13 protein-coding genes are annotated in these 16541 nt (G+C 41.3%); 2 read left to right on the forward strand and 11 right to left on the reverse strand.

The features are described from left to right. Positions 1 to 74: 74 nt before the first annotated feature. The gene (locus NSQ29_RS17460) at positions 75 to 998 is read right to left on the reverse strand and encodes a ketopantoate reductase family protein (protein ID WP_341125700.1); all 924 of its coding nucleotides are present in this window, start codon (positions 996 to 998) and stop codon (positions 75 to 77) included. 148 nt (positions 999 to 1146) lie between these two features. Here NSQ29_RS17460 and NSQ29_RS17465 point away from each other — a divergent pair, with 148 nt between their 5' ends. Continuing rightward, complete coding sequence (locus tag NSQ29_RS17465; protein WP_341125701.1) at positions 1147 to 1698, forward strand: TetR/AcrR family transcriptional regulator; 552 nt, start codon at positions 1147 to 1149, stop codon at positions 1696 to 1698. 422 nt (positions 1699 to 2120) lie between these two features. Here NSQ29_RS17465 and NSQ29_RS17470 read toward each other — a convergent pair whose 3' ends face one another. Next, positions 2121 to 4631, reverse strand: coding sequence for a DUF4855 domain-containing protein (locus tag NSQ29_RS17470; protein WP_339270088.1), 2511 nt, complete (start codon positions 4629 to 4631; stop codon positions 2121 to 2123). A gap of 500 nt (positions 4632 to 5131) precedes the next feature. Here NSQ29_RS17470 and NSQ29_RS17475 point away from each other — a divergent pair, with 500 nt between their 5' ends. Continuing rightward, the gene (locus NSQ29_RS17475; RefSeq protein ID WP_341125702.1) at positions 5132 to 5278 is read left to right on the forward strand and encodes a hypothetical protein; all 147 of its coding nucleotides are present in this window, start codon (positions 5132 to 5134) and stop codon (positions 5276 to 5278) included. A 317-nt stretch (positions 5279 to 5595) separates the two neighbouring features. Here the strand turns inward: NSQ29_RS17475 and NSQ29_RS17480 are convergent, their stop codons facing one another. From NSQ29_RS17480 to NSQ29_RS17520, 9 genes are all read right to left on the reverse strand, one after another. Continuing rightward, a complete protein-coding gene (locus tag NSQ29_RS17480; RefSeq protein WP_341125703.1) occupies positions 5596 to 6552 on the reverse strand; it encodes a pectinesterase family protein in 957 nt (318 codons plus the stop codon). 27 nt (positions 6553 to 6579) lie between these two features. Continuing rightward, positions 6580 to 7470 carry a dienelactone hydrolase family protein gene (locus NSQ29_RS17485; RefSeq protein ID WP_339802211.1) on the reverse strand — a complete coding sequence of 297 codons (891 nt, stop codon included), beginning with the start codon at positions 7468 to 7470 and terminating at the stop codon, positions 6580 to 6582. A gap of 11 nt (positions 7471 to 7481) precedes the next feature. Next, on the reverse strand, positions 7482 to 8843 hold the full coding sequence (locus tag NSQ29_RS17490) for a glycoside hydrolase family 28 protein (protein ID WP_341125704.1): 1362 nt from the start codon (positions 8841 to 8843) through the stop codon (positions 7482 to 7484). 22 nt (positions 8844 to 8865) lie between these two features. Then, a complete protein-coding gene (locus NSQ29_RS17495; RefSeq protein ID WP_341125705.1) occupies positions 8866 to 9987 on the reverse strand; it encodes a glycoside hydrolase family 88/105 protein in 1122 nt (373 codons plus the stop codon). A 110-nt stretch (positions 9988 to 10097) separates the two neighbouring features. Next, positions 10098 to 11201, reverse strand: a complete 1104-nt coding sequence (locus NSQ29_RS17500; protein ID WP_341125706.1) for a glycoside hydrolase family 88/105 protein — start codon at positions 11199 to 11201, stop codon at positions 10098 to 10100. A 41-nt stretch (positions 11202 to 11242) separates the two neighbouring features. Beyond that, positions 11243 to 12118, reverse strand: coding sequence for a carbohydrate ABC transporter permease (locus NSQ29_RS17505; RefSeq protein WP_042186649.1), 876 nt, complete (start codon positions 12116 to 12118; stop codon positions 11243 to 11245). 21 nt (positions 12119 to 12139) lie between these two features. Then, positions 12140 to 13108: an ABC transporter permease gene (locus tag NSQ29_RS17510; protein ID WP_042186647.1), complete on the reverse strand. Its 969-nt coding sequence runs from the start codon at positions 13106 to 13108 to the stop codon at positions 12140 to 12142. Between the two features lie 104 nt (positions 13109 to 13212). Beyond that, complete coding sequence (locus tag NSQ29_RS17515; RefSeq protein WP_042186645.1) at positions 13213 to 14775, reverse strand: extracellular solute-binding protein; 1563 nt, start codon at positions 14773 to 14775, stop codon at positions 13213 to 13215. Between the two features lie 177 nt (positions 14776 to 14952). After that, positions 14953 to 16470, reverse strand: a complete 1518-nt coding sequence (locus tag NSQ29_RS17520) for an extracellular solute-binding protein (protein ID WP_341125707.1) — start codon at positions 16468 to 16470, stop codon at positions 14953 to 14955. Positions 16471 to 16541 lie beyond the last annotated feature (71 nt).

The following is a 16541-nucleotide window of genomic DNA, read 5'->3' on the forward strand; positions in this document are numbered from 1 at the left end:
AATATGCTGTTATGTAGGGGAAAGAAAAGCCCCCTCCGCCGCATGTCATGCCCAAGGGATATTGACAAATTTAATTACTGAACATGTATTTCTGATTTGATATCATGTTGACTTAAAAATTTCATTAAATCATTACTTAGCTGCACAATCTCATTATTAGCATTATTCGCATAATCCGGCAACATCATATCCCTAACCATTTTAGTTCGTAGCCATGTCATAAAGAAAAGATCCAAAAATAAGTTTGGAAATTTAAGCACCATTTTAAGCATTGGTGGATCAATTGAAACGCCAGCTTTTTGTATTGCCCTTAAATACGCTTTTAAAGTGAATGTTATTTTGTGTGCCGTCTTTCTAGTTCTGGCTGTTTTTTTGTCAATGATCTTATTCTCAGAATGCAAAAAGCTCAACATGGCAATGTCTGATACGGAATGTGTGATTAGATACGCTTGCATATCTTTTTTAATAACGTAGGGAAGCTTTGCAGTTTTAAATAATATTGCAAGGTTTTCTATGCGTTCTGTCACTACACCATTAATTTCTCCAAATGCAGTTGCCCCTATAAACTTTGGTAGAAATCGAGCATGCAATACTCCATCTTTAATCTGTCCGCCGAAGCCGGGAAAAGCTGGTAAAAGTCTATCCCCTACGATATCCAACCACGAAGAAAATCCAATTGAATTACTAGTCATCGTAACTATATTTTTGCTTTGATTATCTTTGAGCGCTAACAACGCAGCTTCGGACCGATCATAACGAACGGTAACGAAAATAAAATCGTATACATCGTCATTTTCGAGCGTATCAATGACATTCACTTGTATCGATCTAACTGTACCTTTTTCTATATACTGCAGGCCATTTTCTCTTAATGATTTATATCTATTCGAATGTGCAAACAAGCTAACGTCAAACCCAGCTTCAATAAGCTTAATTGCGTACATGCTCCCGATGACACCTGCACCAAAAATTAAAATTCTATCTTGTTTTGCTGACATATAAACCACCCCTACTTATTAATATTCCCTTCGGATTATCCGACAACGTGTTGTATGATGTGATTATAAATCTTCATTATTCCTTGATCAACCATCAGTTTTTTATGATTTGTCGGATGATATTCTTATTCACTAGTAGGAGGGAAACATGAAAAAGCAACCCCAAATAACGGAGAAAACAAAACAAAAGTTTGTAGAAGTTTTTTGTGAGTTATATAGCCAAAAGCCGATTGAGAAAATTTCGATTCAGGAAATTTCGAATAAGTCAGGATATAACCGCAGCACCTTTTATCAATACTTTACTGACATTTACGAATTGTTAGACTCTGTTGAAAATGACCTATTGAATGAAATGAAAAAAGAATTGGCAAATAAAGAGCTATCGTTGGATACGGTTCAAGACACGCTCTATTGTCTGGATAAAAAAGAACATCTCCTGGTTCTTAATGCCCTTTTGGGTGATTATGGAAGTGCCCGTTTTTTAAAACTCTTAAAAAAAGAAATCACTTTGAATCAATTAGAATTAAACGTTCCGCAAAACCAATCCTTAACGCCATACTTCATTGAGTTTTACCTGACAACTGCCCTTTCTTTATTTCGTCTTTGGCTCCAGCGTCAAAAGGATTTATCGTCAGAAGAATTTTTCAAGTTAGTAGAGAACCTATATTCAAAAGGGATTACACCCTATTTTAAAGAATGAGTCTGTCATTCAAACCAAATCCATATGTTGTATAACAATAAAAAAGCGCGCATAGGCTTGTTTACACAATATACTCCATAAAGACTGACCTACTCTTAATGGTCCGCATTCTGTAAATACAGACTTCTGCAAGTTTTTCTTCAGAGAAATTGCCTCTATTTGTGATACGGTTCACCGCGCTGTCTGTAACGGCAAGTTTTTGAGCCATCCTTTGCGGGAGTGTCATATTTTTTCAAATACGCAGTCCCGCCGACACGTGCCCACCAGCAAATCCGGTCAACTAATAGCCGAGATATTGGATATATTCCGCCTGACATGTGATGGGGTCCAAGCTAAACAAGCCCGGCACAGTGTTTCGTGCATGGGCGTGTTTTGTTATTTGGGATGAGAACCCCATATTAGGCTTTACGTATGCTAATGGATCAGCTGCCATAAACTTCGAACTCATAAAGAGAATACCAGTCGCCTGTGCCTCGATCTGTCGCATGCATCCTTATATACCTTGCATTTACCGGTTCAAAGTAGATATCGTCTATACCACCGTCTCCATTCGTTGTCATGTATATATCCGTCCAGTTGGTTGCATCGTTCGACACCTGAATCTTATAGCCCTTAGCATGAGCATACTCCCAGTTGAGTTTGACATTGTTGACGCGGGTTTCCTGTCCGAGGTCTACATAGATCCATTGCGGATTTGAATACAGGCTGGCCCATCTTGTCGTTACATTACCATCCACCGCTTTATCGGCCGTTAATGTGGATGTCTCGTTGGAAGAGGATGTTGCCGATTTGTTTAACGCTAGATTCGGTTTGCCATAAACCTGGAATTCATATAAGGAATAGCCATAGAAGGAGTAAGCTCTTTGGGTTCCGTACATTCTTACATACCTTGCATTTACGGCAGTAAAGAATATATCGTCAATCCCCCCGTCTCCATTCGTTGTCGTATACACATCCATCCAGTTGACAGTGTCATTCGATACTTGAATCTTGTAGCCTTTGCCATAGGCAAGCTCCCAATTCAATATAACTCGATTTATGTTATAAGCCTGCCCAAGGTCGATCGTAATCCATTGCGGGTCTGCAAACTGACTGGCCCATCTTGTCGTCACGTTACCGTCAACCGCATTATTCGGAGAAAGAGCTGCCTCTTGATTGGAAGATGACGTAGCTGTATTATTTAACGCCAAATTTGTTGTAGTAGCGGATCCGACGCTGTCTCCATATACTTGAAACTCATAAATAGAGTAACCATAGCTCGTGCCCCTCTCTGTTGCGTGCATTCTCACGTATCTTGCCGTTGTAGGCACAAAGCCTATATCGTCTACACCTCCGTTGCCTGTCGTTGTCGAATACACATCGGTCCAATTGACCGCATCATTCGATACTTGAATTTTGTAGCTCTTGCCGTAAGCATACTCCCAGTTAAGTTTAACGCGTTTGATGTTATTAGCTTGCCCGAGATCGACGTAAATCCACTCTGTACTTGAATACTGTTGGCTTGACCACCGTGTACCCGGCAAATTGTCAACAGCTTTAGCAGCGGATAGAGAAGAACTTTGGTTGGATGAGGCTACTGCCGATTTACCGCTTGCAAGATTAACTGGAATGGTATACGTTCCTTTAACAAATTTGTAGATATCTTCATACATCTGTCTCCCGTCATAAACTCCGTTTACACCGTTGTTATTCTTGTTTTTATACAAGTTGTATATCCCAAAAATATCTTGATACCAACCCTTGACCGCTCCCGTCATGTATCCGTATTCTACGCCGGCCTTTAAGTAATTATCGAATCTGTTTTTAAAATCGGGGTCGAACATCGCTCTTTCGTCAAACTCCATTTCGATGCCCTTATTATATGTTTGAGCTTGGGTCGATACATTCGTCATTCTCGAATAATCAGTCTCCGGAACGAAATAGTGATTGGGCTGCTGGATGCTAAAATCGATTGCATAATTATTCCGGTTGTTGCTTTGTCCGGCACCAAAGTATGGAATCCAGGCAAGTTTCAGACCAAGCGTATGAAGATAGTTACCAGAGTTATTAATTGCATTTACTTCACCCGGATTGCCGGGATCAATATCTTCATGGAACCAGTAGAAGCCTTTTAATTCAAGGTTGCTGTATTGGGCTTGATTCCATCTGCTTAATACGGTGTCGATATACCATTTGGTTACCTTCGTCATATTGCTAGGCATCGAATTCAGATTTTCGCTGATTCCGTCGTTATCGACATCTCCGAAATTGGTGATTTCGCTATTAGGATAAGGCAGCATAATATATACTTTGGATTTGTAATTTGTTAGGTTTAGTGTGGTTGCAACTTGCTGGGTTGCTTGGTTGAGGGCATCGAGCTGTTGATTAGAGGTGAAAATGCGGTTTATATACCATTCCCAATCCGCCTTATAGGTCCACTTGGCAGGGTCCGCTGTATCACCAAAATCTCTATAGTCAGATGTGTTGATTCCTAGAAATAGAAATGAATCGAAAAAGGTGTCATCCATCACATTATTACTGTTGTAGTGCGCAACATAGGGCAAAAGCGTATTCTTGTCATACGTGCCGATTTCTCTTCCCTCGTATGTCGTTCGTCCACCGTAATATCCAGTATAAAGCAAGGCCATGTTCTTCACATTCCCAGATGCCGCGGTATTTGGTGGGAAATATCCTGTTGCAGCAGCAGCGGCAAGCGGCTGTTCTAAGTTAGACTGGGGTTGTTGCTCGAGATCAGGATCGGACTTTTCTTGTTGTCCCTGCTGATTAGGAACTTCAAGTAAAGGCTGTTGATCCTCCTGCCCCTGCGAAATCTTCGGCGACCTATCCCCTTCTCCCTTCACTACTGATGGTTGAACAGAAAAAACAATCGATAAGATTAACACAAATGATAACAGCAAGGAACTTCGTCTTGGATACCTCTGACTTCGCTTCATCTTTCATCCCCATTTCTTAGGTTTAAATGAATTTTAACAAGTCTGGTACATGGTCTTGATCCGAGTGTCCATTTTATCCAAGCTCAAAACGGCCCCTTTACGACTAATTCTATGAGGCAATTTTATGCTTGAAAATAGATATCTGTTTACTTTCATATACACCTTTTTACAAATCAAAAAATGAACCGATGCACCTTTCTCTTGTTTCTTCGAAATGTGACCTACGCACATATATTCAAACCCATACGCCGCAAGGAATTCCAAAAAAAAAACTTGCCCTTATTTGTGGTATGGTTCTCCGAGATTGATCTTAAACCTCCTACCCATTAGCTTAATGAACCACTCCATTTATTAACAATTATATTGCATATTCCACAAAGAAAAATCTAATGCCATTTTTTTGCGCTATTTTAATCAAATCGGAGCTAACTTTAGAAGAATTAAATAATTTTTATTCAAAGTATCGCGAGAATGAGTGGAGCTACGTAGTTGAAAAGCAAGTGAGTAATAACATTACCTTTATTGAACATCGTGATTTGAAATTCAAAGCATTGAAAGCAGAGGAACAACTAATCAGCTATTATATTGTTTATACTTGGGGCAGTAGTGACTATCCATTAAGTGATCTTGGTATACAAGTGCATTAACACTCAAAGCTAGCAAAATATTTTTTTAGTATTAAACAAAAGGTGGGAAGAAGAAATGCATTCGAAAAAGTATTTTATTCTATTGCTACCAACGATATTAATTGGGCTATTTTTATTTTACATTCTTCCAGCAATCCAGAGACCTTATGTTTTAATAGTTCCTATGGTATTTTGGTTGATCTATTACTTTTGGATATATATTGAAAGAAAACAAAAGAATAAATGATAAAGAGCTCATTCATTTAAAAAAGGCAGCCTAGGACTTTATCTCACTCGTCCATGACTGCCTCTCTTTTATAAACTAATCAATTACAGTATTACTTCCAAAAGTCCGTCCCAGCAAAAACAAACGCTTTATCCAGCGCTTCTCCCCCATCCTCATAGCAATCCGCCCAGGGAACACGTTGCTTTCGTACATTAGTAGCATCCTTCACGCCATATTCCTGATAACCTACGGTTAGCTCATTGGCGGCATTATTCCAGTTATCCCAGCCCAAAGGATGAATATGCGAACCCATCTTGCAACCCACAAATACTGTCTTAGCGTGCTCGCGCCAAGGGCGTCCTAGATACACCGGAGCAATATCACGCACTGCTGTTAAGAAGCAATTTTTAAAAATAAAACCATGTGACTGTCCCTCGGGTGTCGAAGCTGCTGTTATATACCCTGCTTGATTCTCGCTATGACGCAAGCTTCGGATCTCACATTGATCGAAATAAGCCGTTGCACCGCCAAAAATAAAATCAACCGTTCCTTCTATATAACAATGCTGATACAACTGGCGATAATGGATATGATGATCTCTCAGTGGAATGCCTCCGAATGCCCCTCGCTCTCGTGGAGCAGGCGGCAAAGGTCCTGTAAATAACGTGTCTTGATACCCTTTGAAGGTACAATGTCTGAACACGGTTTGGTCGCAATGTGCATAAACGGCTACCGCCTGACCAATATGTTCTCCCTGCCCAGCACTGTTGGTAATCACCAGGTTCTCTAAGACCAGGTCGGTACCTCCCAGAAATAACGTTGGTGTAGCAAACGTATTGATTTCTTCACCCGCTTCATCACGCTCTTTGGCATAATGATTCATGGTTATTTCCACGAGGCCAATCCCTATAATCGTTAAATAAGAACGATAAATCCTAACTGTCTCATTATAGATGCCTGACAAAATATAAAGCGTATCTGCTTGGCTAATTGGCTCACTCTCTAGCGAATTTATCGCCTCTTGAATCGTGTGATAATCGCAACAGGATTCTTTGCCTACTACTAGCATCGGTGGCTAAGTTCCTTTCTATGGATTTTAGAGATGCTTCGCCAAAAATTGCTGCCATAAAGTCCGCATTTCCAAGGTCTCCATATGCCCACCACTAGAAATGACAGGTTGCCAATGTTCTGATTTCCCTGCCGTTTGATAAGCTTCGGACAGCCCTCTATCCAAGAGTGCTACTCCTTCAGTGGGACATAGCCGATCATTTCTGCCTACTAGGCTCATTCGCGGGCGGGGAACGATCCGCTTTTGAATATCGAGCGTTGTGAAATACTTCAATAACCCGGGCACATAAGAATAGTAACCATGGTGATCTAGTCCTCTTACCGCAATTAGGGTATGTGCATCTACTTGACCACAAATATCGACAATCACCCCGACTCGTTCGTCTAATGCAGCCAGCCACCATGCCATCAAACCACCCATGGACATACCGATTGTTGCGATTCGTGACGTATCAATATCCTCACGTTGGCACATGTAATCTAGCATACGAATATTGTCATATAGCATCATGCCCCACATGACCTGCCCCTGCCACAGCATTTCCTTCACTAACTCACTCTCAGTTCTGCCACCACGCTCATTAAATCCCCACATGTCGATACAGCAAGCAGCGTAACCCATCTCTGTTAAGACTTTAGCAAAAGAGGGCTGTTGCAAATAGGAACTACTCCGAACAAATTCGTTACGTCCATTCGCGTAATTCCCTCCATGAGAATGATTAAAGACAACTAGTGGAAACGGCCCTTCCTTATCCAAAGGGATTGCTACATAAGCAGGCACTTGTTCAATTCCATTAAGATCCAGTAAAAGAGATTCCAGACTATATCCGTCCCGCTCCTCTTGGTTCATCACAGTTACGGCAATCGGCTTATCCAACGGAAGATCGCCCAACAGTTCCTTCAGTTTATCACGCTCCATGGTTCCCTCCCTTACGGACACACATTCTGTTCTGTAGGCGAAACTGTAACTTGTTCTACTAGTTTTTCTGGCTTGCTCGTGTTCTTCGAATGACAATTCATGATCTCTATCGCTTCGCCATTTTCAATATAAAAAGCAGGCCCTTCATGATTCTCGATGCTCACCTGATGAAATTGCACATCCCTTGCATTGCCCAGAAAAAATCCGCGATTGTTCATGTTCTCGATCCCTGTCATCATATCCGGATGCCCGGGAACTGCATTGCGTGCCATGGAGATATCAATATTTGTAAAAGTAATCTCCGATACATACTGCTCTGCAAGTCCATATAAGAATCCCGCAGATGCATGTACATTACGTGCGGTAATATTGGCGAAATGAATTCGTCTAAAGCATGGCGTTTCATCTGTAATCGGATAAGGGTTTTTGTCCCACACATACTTCTCTTTCCCGCGAGGTCCACAGAAATAGTATAGATTTAGTGTGAACGGACAAATGACGTCTTCCATTACAATATTACTGATCCGAATATCTTCAATCGTCCCTCCGCGTCCACGTCTTGATTTCATGCGTATGCCACGATCGGTTTGTTTAAAGACACAGTTACTAATGGTTACATTACGAATATCTCCGCTCATTTCACTTCCGAGTACAACACCCCCATGCCCATGAACCATGGTACAATTGGTGATCGTGATATTCTCGCATGGAATGCGCTCTTTCGTATCTTCAGTTCCCGCTTTGATAGCAATGCAGTCATCACCTACATCAATATTACAGTTACTAATCCGAACATTCGTACAAGATTCTGGATTAATACCATCTGTATTCGGAGAATCAGCCGGGTTATTAATGGACAGATTATCAATCGTCACATTGTAGCAGCCCACAGGATTAACGGTCCAGCTTGGAGAATTCACTAGCGAGACATCCTTAATCGTTACCCGCTGACAGCTATCAAATCCAATCAAAGTCGGACGGGGGTACTTGAGCTCTTCAGGGCGGTTCCGAAATACATCCCACCATGCTTTACCATTACCATTAATAGTTCCGCTTCCGGTAATCGATATATTGACTAAACCTTTGCCATGAATACAAGGCGTATGAACCTGCTGCTTCACCCCTTCCCATCTACATTCCACCGCAGGGTAATTCACCGGATTCGTACTGAATGAAAGAATCGCTCCTGGATTTAAATTTAATTCAATATTGCTTTTCATAACAATCGCACCCGTAAAGTAAGTACCCGCTGGCACATAAACGGTTCCTCCACCAGCCTCACTTGCCACTTCAATCGCACGCGCAATCGCTTCTGTCGCTAACATCCCGCTATTCTTAAGCGCTCCAAAATCCTCAATATTATATACGGACATTTTATAGCACTCCTATTCTATATCAGATCCAGCCTCTTAATTGTTCATACTCCACACAGGCTTGTAAGAAAGCACCGACACCCTTTTGGTCGTTAGTGACAATAGGCTCACTAATGTAATAAGCGAACGTGCCGTCGCGTTGATCTGCTCCACCTAACCCTGCTACTTGGCAATTCTTATTTAGATTGACCCATCCTTCTTTGGTCTCAAGAACAAACTCTGAGATAAGTCCTTGGAAGGCGAGATCTAACGGTTCGTACCAACTAGCCTCTAATACGCCTAATCGAATACCTTTCGCCATAGCATACACAATCATGCTAGAAGCGGAAGCCTCTAAGTAATTTCCTTTGCGTTGTCCCAGATTCACTACTTGATACCAGACGCCAGATTCAGGATCCTGATATTTCTTCACAGCTGATAAAGTATCGTTTAGAATACGCACCAGCTCTGGATAATCGGAATGCTCACTCGGCAATAACTCTAGAACATCTACTAAAGCCATAAGATACCAGCCAAGTGAACGCGCCCAAAAGTTTGGAGAGCATCCTGTCTTGCGGTCACACCAAGGTTGAAGACGCTGTTCATCCCATGCATGATATAACAGACCTGTTTCCGAATCCTTCGTATGCTTCTCACACAAGATAAATTGTTTCGTAACATCTTCAAGCCCCTGCCCTTCTTCAAAAGCTAGCAAGTAGGCTAAATAGAAAGGCGCACCCATATAAAGACCATCTAACCAGATTTGATAGGGATAAATATTTTTATGCCAAAAAGCACCTTCCGAGGTTCGCGGATGTGTCTCTAGCTGCTTTCTAAATAAGGTAGCCGCTTGTTTATATTTTTCCTGCTTGGTTTCTTTATATAGCGTAAATAATAATTTCCCGTTGTTAATGTGATCAATATTGTATTCATCTAGGCGATAACCCTTAACGCTACCATCCTCCTGAATAAAGTTATCCATCTGATCTTGAATGAATTGCAGATACTTCGCATCACCGGTTTGCTTCCAAAGCCATTCAAATCCATTCAATACGACACCATAGTCATACGTCCAGCTTCCGTTGTAGCCTTTATCTTCATAAAGCTTTGGTGTCCTCACCATGATTGAGTCTGCTGTGCGGATTGCCCAATGTGATCTCTTCATCCCAACCCCCTGATTATCATTAAATTTAAGAATATCTTTCCCACAAAATAATAGGACTTGATTCTCAGTCCCAGAGAATCAAGTCATTGTCTAGTAAGAATTCAATCGAATCACCCTTGGATTAAGCTCTCCATCTCAACACAAGCCATCACCAACGCGCCTACGCCATGTAAATCATTTTTAACTTTAGGTCTAGTGACGTAACTCTCGTAATCCCCAGCCGAAGTACCGATACAAATGTCCGGCAAAATCAACCTATCCTGCTCATCCCACTGAATGATTTGGATTAACCCTTCATACCCTTTTCTAGCCGCGGCTGTAACGACTTCCACATCGCTTACAATGCCATGCTTCACTGCTTTGGCAATCGTGTAGACGAATAAACATGAACCTGAGGTCTCCAGCCAATTATCCGGCTCATGCCCCTTATCTACGACCTGATACCAAAGTCCACTTACCGGATCTTGATAACGAATAAGGGCATCAACAAAATCACGTAAAGTAGAAGATAATTCAGCTCGGGCTGGGTCTTGGACGGCCAACAGATCAAGAAATTGCGACAATGCGAGACCATACCAGCCCAGCGATCTGCTCCAAAATTCCGGTGAGCACCCTGTCTCCGGGTTTGACCATGGCATCCGGCGACTCTCGTCCCAAGCATGATACAATAACCCGGTTGTCTCATCTTTCATGTACTTACGCATTAACATCTCTTGATGGAGAACTGTAGCACGTAAGCTAGGATCGCCATAGACATTAGCATATTTTAACGAGAATACGCCTGCCATATAAAGCCCATCTAACCACATTTGGTTAGCATATTTATCCTTATGCCAATACCCACCTTCAGAGGTTTTGTTTAACGTAAGCAATAAATTCCTCAGCTTCTCCGCAGCAATGCTATACTTGAGTTTACCTGTCCGTTTATGAAGATTAAACAGCAGTTGTCCAGCTTGAACAGCATCCAGCTCATCGCGGGCGAAATAAAAGTTACCATATTCATCTACCAAATCATCCACGTATTCCTGAATATAGTTAATATAGCGGTCTTCTTGATAAGCATTCCACAAAAGCTCCATACCACACAGAAATACACCTTGATGGTAATGCCAACGATGTGCTGGAGGAAGCTCTCCCGCTCTATAAATATCCATTAAAGAATCGCATGCCTTTTTTGCCCAATCCATTGGTGTTGTTGGTATCCTGCCAGTCATCTCCAAGCTCCTTCCAAAGAATAATCTCTCTCTTCCTCTTATTAGCCCTTCATAGAACCTAACATGGCACCTTTGGCAAAATGCTTCTGTATGAATGGATATACACAAACTATTGGTAAAGTAGCAACAACGATAACAGCCATTTTAATTGTTTGGTCTGGCGGTGGAACAGTTGTATCCAGTGTAGAGCTGTGATCCATACCGCTGGCAAGGACAACAATTTGTCTGAGCAGAACCTGTATTGGCCACTTCGAACTATCATCCAAATACAGAATCGCATTCATGTAAGTATTCCAATACGTAACCGCATAGAACAATCCGATAGTCGCTAACGCAGGTAAGGATAATGGCAATACAATTCGAAATAATATTCCGAAGTCGTTGCAACCATCAATTTTGGCCGACTCCTCCAGACCTTCAGGTATATTTTGGAAAAAATTTCTCAAAATGATCATGTTAAACGCACTAATTGCTGAAGGAAGAATAAGCGCTGCATAACTGTCTATTAGTCCCAATTCCTTTACCACGAGGAAGGTTGGGATCATTCCACCATGAAAGAGCATCGTGAACACAACCATAAAGTTAACCACTTTACGTCCATCCAGATCTCTTCTGGTAAGAGCGTAGGCCATCAAAGAAGTTATAAACAAGCTGAGGAAAGTACCTACTGCCGTAACACCAATGGAAACACCCATGGCTTTAAATATTGTATTCGTTGAAAAGATGAACTTGTATGCTTCCAGACTCCATACCTTTGGGATCAGTACAAACTTACTAGAAGCTAGTTCTGCACTCGTTGTGAAAGAGCCTGCTACAACGTGAACAAGGGGGAGCACAGTTATTAAAGCAATGATCGCAAGCAGCGTGAAGTTTATAGCAGAAAAAATTCTGCCACTGATTGTTTTATCTTCTACCATTTCTATTCCTCCCACAACATATCAATAAACGCCTTCTTCTCCCATTTTCTTAGATGCTTTATTCACCAACATAACCATGATCAAGCCGACAATTGATTTGAAGAATCCAATGGCTGTACTGTAACTAAACTGCCCCTGTCTCAGACCAGCAGTATATACATACGTATCGATAATTTCCGCAACTTCTCGATTCATGGAGTTAAGCAGCAGAAACACATGTTCAAATCCAAGATCCAGAACGGAACCAATTTTCAAAATAAATAATGTGATAATTACGCCTCTAATCGCTGGAAGTGTAATATGCCAGACTTGTCTGAGTCGTCCAGCTCCATCCATACGTGATGCTTCGTAAAGTCCTGGATCAATGGCAGCTATGGAAGCTAAATAAATAATCGTTCCCCAGCCTGCTTCTCTCCAAATCACCTGAATAATATACATGGGCCTGAACCATCCAGGATTCAGCAGGAAATTAATTTTTTCAAATCCGAAATAGGAAAGTAGCTCGTTGATAATTCCTCCATCCATCGTAACCATTACAAAAGAAATGGAGACGATGATAACCAACGACAGAAAATGGGGCAAATAGAAGATCGTCTGAAAGGTTCTTTTGAAAAAGCTGCCTTGAAGTTCATTCAACATCAGGGCAAGAATAATCGGCATTGGGAAATAGATAAGAATGTTTAATCCGAAAAGCACAAGTGTGTTCACTAAAATATTTAAGAAATCCGGCTCTGTGAACAACCTGCTGAAATGCTTCATTCCTACCCAGTTACTTCCTGTTATTCCTTGATAAGGTTTGTAATCTTGAAAGGCGATAATTAGTCCGTACATAGGAAAATATTTAAAAATAATAAAATATAGCACTCCCGGTGTTAGCATGACGTAGAGCCATTTATTTCTCCACAGACGCTTTTTAAGTTCACTGCTGCTCTTGTAAGTCTCACGCTTTATTTGTGGAGCTGGACTGGGCTGTGCGGTGAGTTCCTGCATGATTCTCTTCCTTTCTCCTTCTTTATTCAAACTCTTTATTTCTCCATGTGACTATGAAGAGAAAAGGTTGTTGAAACAAAATCAACAACCTTTTCAGCTAGGTTTTATTTCTTATACAATGCGTTGTACTCATCAATAATCTTAGCTCCGCCACGGTTCTTCCAGTTCTCAACTTCTTTTTCGAACCCTGCTTTGTCGATCTGTCCATAGATATATTTATAAGTTGCATCGGTAATAATCTGTTGAAGCTCAACACCTTTTTCTGTGTACGTAGCCGAATCCATCGCAGCTGTTGGATCTGGTACCCCCACCTTGACATTCTCAAGAACCAATTGATCCGCATGAATTCTTCCTGGCAGCGTGTTATAGTTCTCGTACATTCCATTGGTTTCAGCTTCGCCGATAACGCTGTCCTTATATCCTTTTACTTCACGTTCAATCAATTCTTTGTCATCTGTAGCTTTTGCTTTACCGTCTTCAACGGTATAGTGAGTACCCTCTATTCCCCAATACATCAAATTAGCTACTTCTGGGGTCATCATTTGATCAAAGAAAGCAAGAATCTTCTTGAGTTCTGCCTCATCCTTTACAGCAGATTTTGGGAACAAGACAACATTGTTATAGCCTGGAATCATCCATTGAGCATACTTTCCATCTGGACTTGCAACCATACTATGCGCATCCAAAACAGCATCAGGGTTATTCTTAATAGTATCTTTATTGAGGGAATCAATATCTTGCATGGAGCCCCCAATATAGAGTCCACCCTTTCCAGCCTTAAACATATTTACAGCATCTGTTTTACTGGTAGCAGCGAAATCTTGATTAATGTATCCGCCATCACGAGCTTTTTTGAAGAAGTCCATCGTGTCGAAATATTCATCGAATGTAAATTCAGGCGCTAATTTTCCATCCTTCTCTCCCCAGGTGTTCGGTGTTCCGAACCAAGAAGAGACAGTTTTGAAAGCTCCATAGGTCAACTCATTACGGTCAATAATACCTGTAGTATCTTTCTGTCCATTACCGTCTGGATCTTGTTCCGTGAAGGCCTTAGCCATCTCGAATAATTCATCTACATTTGCTGGTGCAGCAAGTCCTAATTTATCAGCCCAGTCTTTTCTGTAAATGATACCTTGACGTGCTAGAGGGCGGCCGATATATAAGGTGTACAGCTTGCCGTCCACTTTCGTGTTATTCAGAATTTCTGGTTTCAATTTACTCAAATTAGGAAACTCGCTTAATAGCGGACCTATTTCCCAGAATTGTCCGTCTTTTATCGCTTCTTTCATCTGAATGAAGGTTGTCTGATTCTTCAAGTACGTCACTTGCGGCAGTGAGCCGGTTGCGAAAGATGAATTAAGTTTTTCTTCATAAGTATCAGCCGGGAAAAATTGATAGGTCAGCTTCGTGTTGGTCAATTTTTCAAGTTCAAGCTTAATCGTATCAGGCGGGGTCTCTGGAATATTTAATGGAAGCATAATCTTAATTTCTGTCGGTCCTGCTTTCACTTCTTCTTTAGGTGCTTCTGTCTCAACCGGCTTAGCAGTGCTCTCACCACTTGCAGTTTCAGAACTTGCTTGATTGTTGTTGTTACCACCACATCCAGCTAACAATGTGCTGAACGCTAACAGTGCCGTCAACAACATGGTGAAGGATTTCTTCTTCATACCATTTTGACCTCCATAATTTGTATTGGTTACGAGTTCCACGTTACATCGTCGGCAAGGTTACGAAAACAATCATTTCCCCATAAAAGCCCGTTCTTAAAGGGATCTGAGCAAATGATTATGGTGATAACACAAAAAAATCCACCGCGTCATCCGCAGTGGATCAAACTAACCTATTTACTTTTCTATCCCAAGCTCAGCCTCACCATATTCCTTAATAATCTGATCTCCTCCGCTAGCTCTCCATTTCTCAACTTCCTTCTGGAATCCCTCAGCGGTTATATTGCCTAGTATGTAATTGTACGTAGCATCCACAATGATTGTAGACAATTCCACATTTTTCTCATCATAGGTGGATGAGCTTAAAGACACGGTCGGATCGTCGACCAGAAAAGATTCATTATCTTTACTTAGCTGATCCGCAAGTGAGGTCAATTGCTCCTTCTGAGCCACCTCCATAATGTTCTTATTACTAATATCTGCAATCATCAAAGAATATAACGGATTTACTTCTTGCACCCGCAGTTCTGAGGTTTCCTCGGGAAGAATGATTTTTCCACCCTCAAGCTTATAATGGCGCCCTTCAAACCCATACATCATTATATTCGCTACATCTTTATCCATGGTTCGATCAAAGAATTCGAGTACCTCGCGGAGTTCATCCTCCGTAGCAATGGCTTTTTTGGAGAAGAGATAGAGTCCATTATAATTGGGTATCGACCACACCTTATATCCTTCAGGCCCTTCGATCCGATTGATTAACGTAAGTTCTGCCTTTGGATTCAAATTCTGAGCTTCAATAGACAGCCGCTTTACATCTGTCATACTGCCAATAAATACACCAGCAATACCATTAATGAACTTATCACGTTGTACTTCTTTGCTCGTTAAGGCGAAATCCTGATTAATAATTTTCTCATCATATAATTTCTTCATGAAATTCATGGTGTTCATATACTCAGCGGTCACAAATTCAGGAACGAATTGATGATTCTCTAGTTTCCAATTATTCGGGGTGCCAAAATACGAACTTAATGTCTTGAATACCCCATACACAAGATCATTTCGATCGACTAATCCGAAGGTATCCTGTTTGCCATTCTGATCTGGATCGTTGTATGTAAATTGCCTCATAACCTCATACAGTTCATCCAGTGTCTGTGGATTATTTAAATGGAGATTGTCGAGCCAATCCTTACGAATAATGACCCCCTGTCTGGAAGAGGGGCGTTCCGTATATAGGCCATAGATCTTACTATCTACAGAAGTCTGCTTAAGAATAGCGGGGTTCAGTTGTTTAAGATTGGAGAACTCCTGAAGATAGGGGCCGATCTCCCAAAAGGCATCCGAACGAATAGCATTTTTCACCAGATTGTAGTCTGAGAATTTTACAAATGTGACCTTTCCGAGGGAATTGGTCGTAAGCGCCGTGTTCATCTTATCCGTGTATACCCCCTCTGGAACCCACCTTATATCGAGCTTCACACCTGTCAGTTTTTCGATCTCTGCCATAATCTCTTTCGAAGGCTGTTGTGGAAAATGAAGGGGTGCCAAAATTGAGATGCTAGGGGAAGATACTACTGGGCCGGCTTCGGCAGATTCCTTATCGTTGCAAGCGCTTAAAAAAGAGAAGACGAGCATGGTAAATAAGCAGAAATACAGCGTTTCCCTTTTACCCATAGATACTTTAAACATTTCTGTGGCCTCCTAGGTATTGTAAGGATTATCACTCTATATCTTGAAAATTTTACAATTTATAAGCATAA

This window comes from Paenibacillus sp. FSL F4-0236 (genome assembly GCF_038000135.1).
In the GTDB taxonomy this organism is placed as follows: Bacteria; Bacillota; Bacilli; order Paenibacillales; family Paenibacillaceae; genus Paenibacillus_AQ.

Excerpts from the sequence above, each read along its gene's own strand:
- NSQ29_RS17460 (WP_341125700.1), bottom strand. The coding sequence starts at position 998 with ATGTCAGCAAAACAAGATAGAATTTTAATTTTTGGTGCAGGTGTCATC.
- NSQ29_RS17465 (WP_341125701.1), top strand. The coding sequence starts at position 1,147 with ATGAAAAAGCAACCCCAAATAACGGAGAAAACAAAACAAAAGTTTGTA.
- NSQ29_RS17470 (WP_339270088.1), bottom strand. The coding sequence starts at position 4,631 with ATGAAGCGAAGTCAGAGGTATCCAAGACGAAGTTCCTTGCTGTTATCA.
- NSQ29_RS17480 (WP_341125703.1), bottom strand. The coding sequence starts at position 6,552 with ATGCTAGTAGTAGGCAAAGAATCCTGTTGCGATTATCACACGATTCAA.
- NSQ29_RS17485 (WP_339802211.1), bottom strand. The coding sequence starts at position 7,470 with ATGGAGCGTGATAAACTGAAGGAACTGTTGGGCGATCTTCCGTTGGAT.
- NSQ29_RS17490 (WP_341125704.1), bottom strand. The coding sequence starts at position 8,843 with ATGTCCGTATATAATATTGAGGATTTTGGAGCGCTTAAGAATAGCGGG.
- NSQ29_RS17495 (WP_341125705.1), bottom strand. The coding sequence starts at position 9,987 with ATGAAGAGATCACATTGGGCAATCCGCACAGCAGACTCAATCATGGTG.
- NSQ29_RS17500 (WP_341125706.1), bottom strand. The coding sequence starts at position 11,201 with ATGACTGGCAGGATACCAACAACACCAATGGATTGGGCAAAAAAGGCA.
- NSQ29_RS17505 (WP_042186649.1), bottom strand. The coding sequence starts at position 12,118 with ATGGTAGAAGATAAAACAATCAGTGGCAGAATTTTTTCTGCTATAAAC.
- NSQ29_RS17510 (WP_042186647.1), bottom strand. The coding sequence starts at position 13,108 with ATGCAGGAACTCACCGCACAGCCCAGTCCAGCTCCACAAATAAAGCGT.
- NSQ29_RS17515 (WP_042186645.1), bottom strand. The coding sequence starts at position 14,775 with ATGAAGAAGAAATCCTTCACCATGTTGTTGACGGCACTGTTAGCGTTC.
- NSQ29_RS17520 (WP_341125707.1), bottom strand. The coding sequence starts at position 16,470 with ATGTTTAAAGTATCTATGGGTAAAAGGGAAACGCTGTATTTCTGCTTA.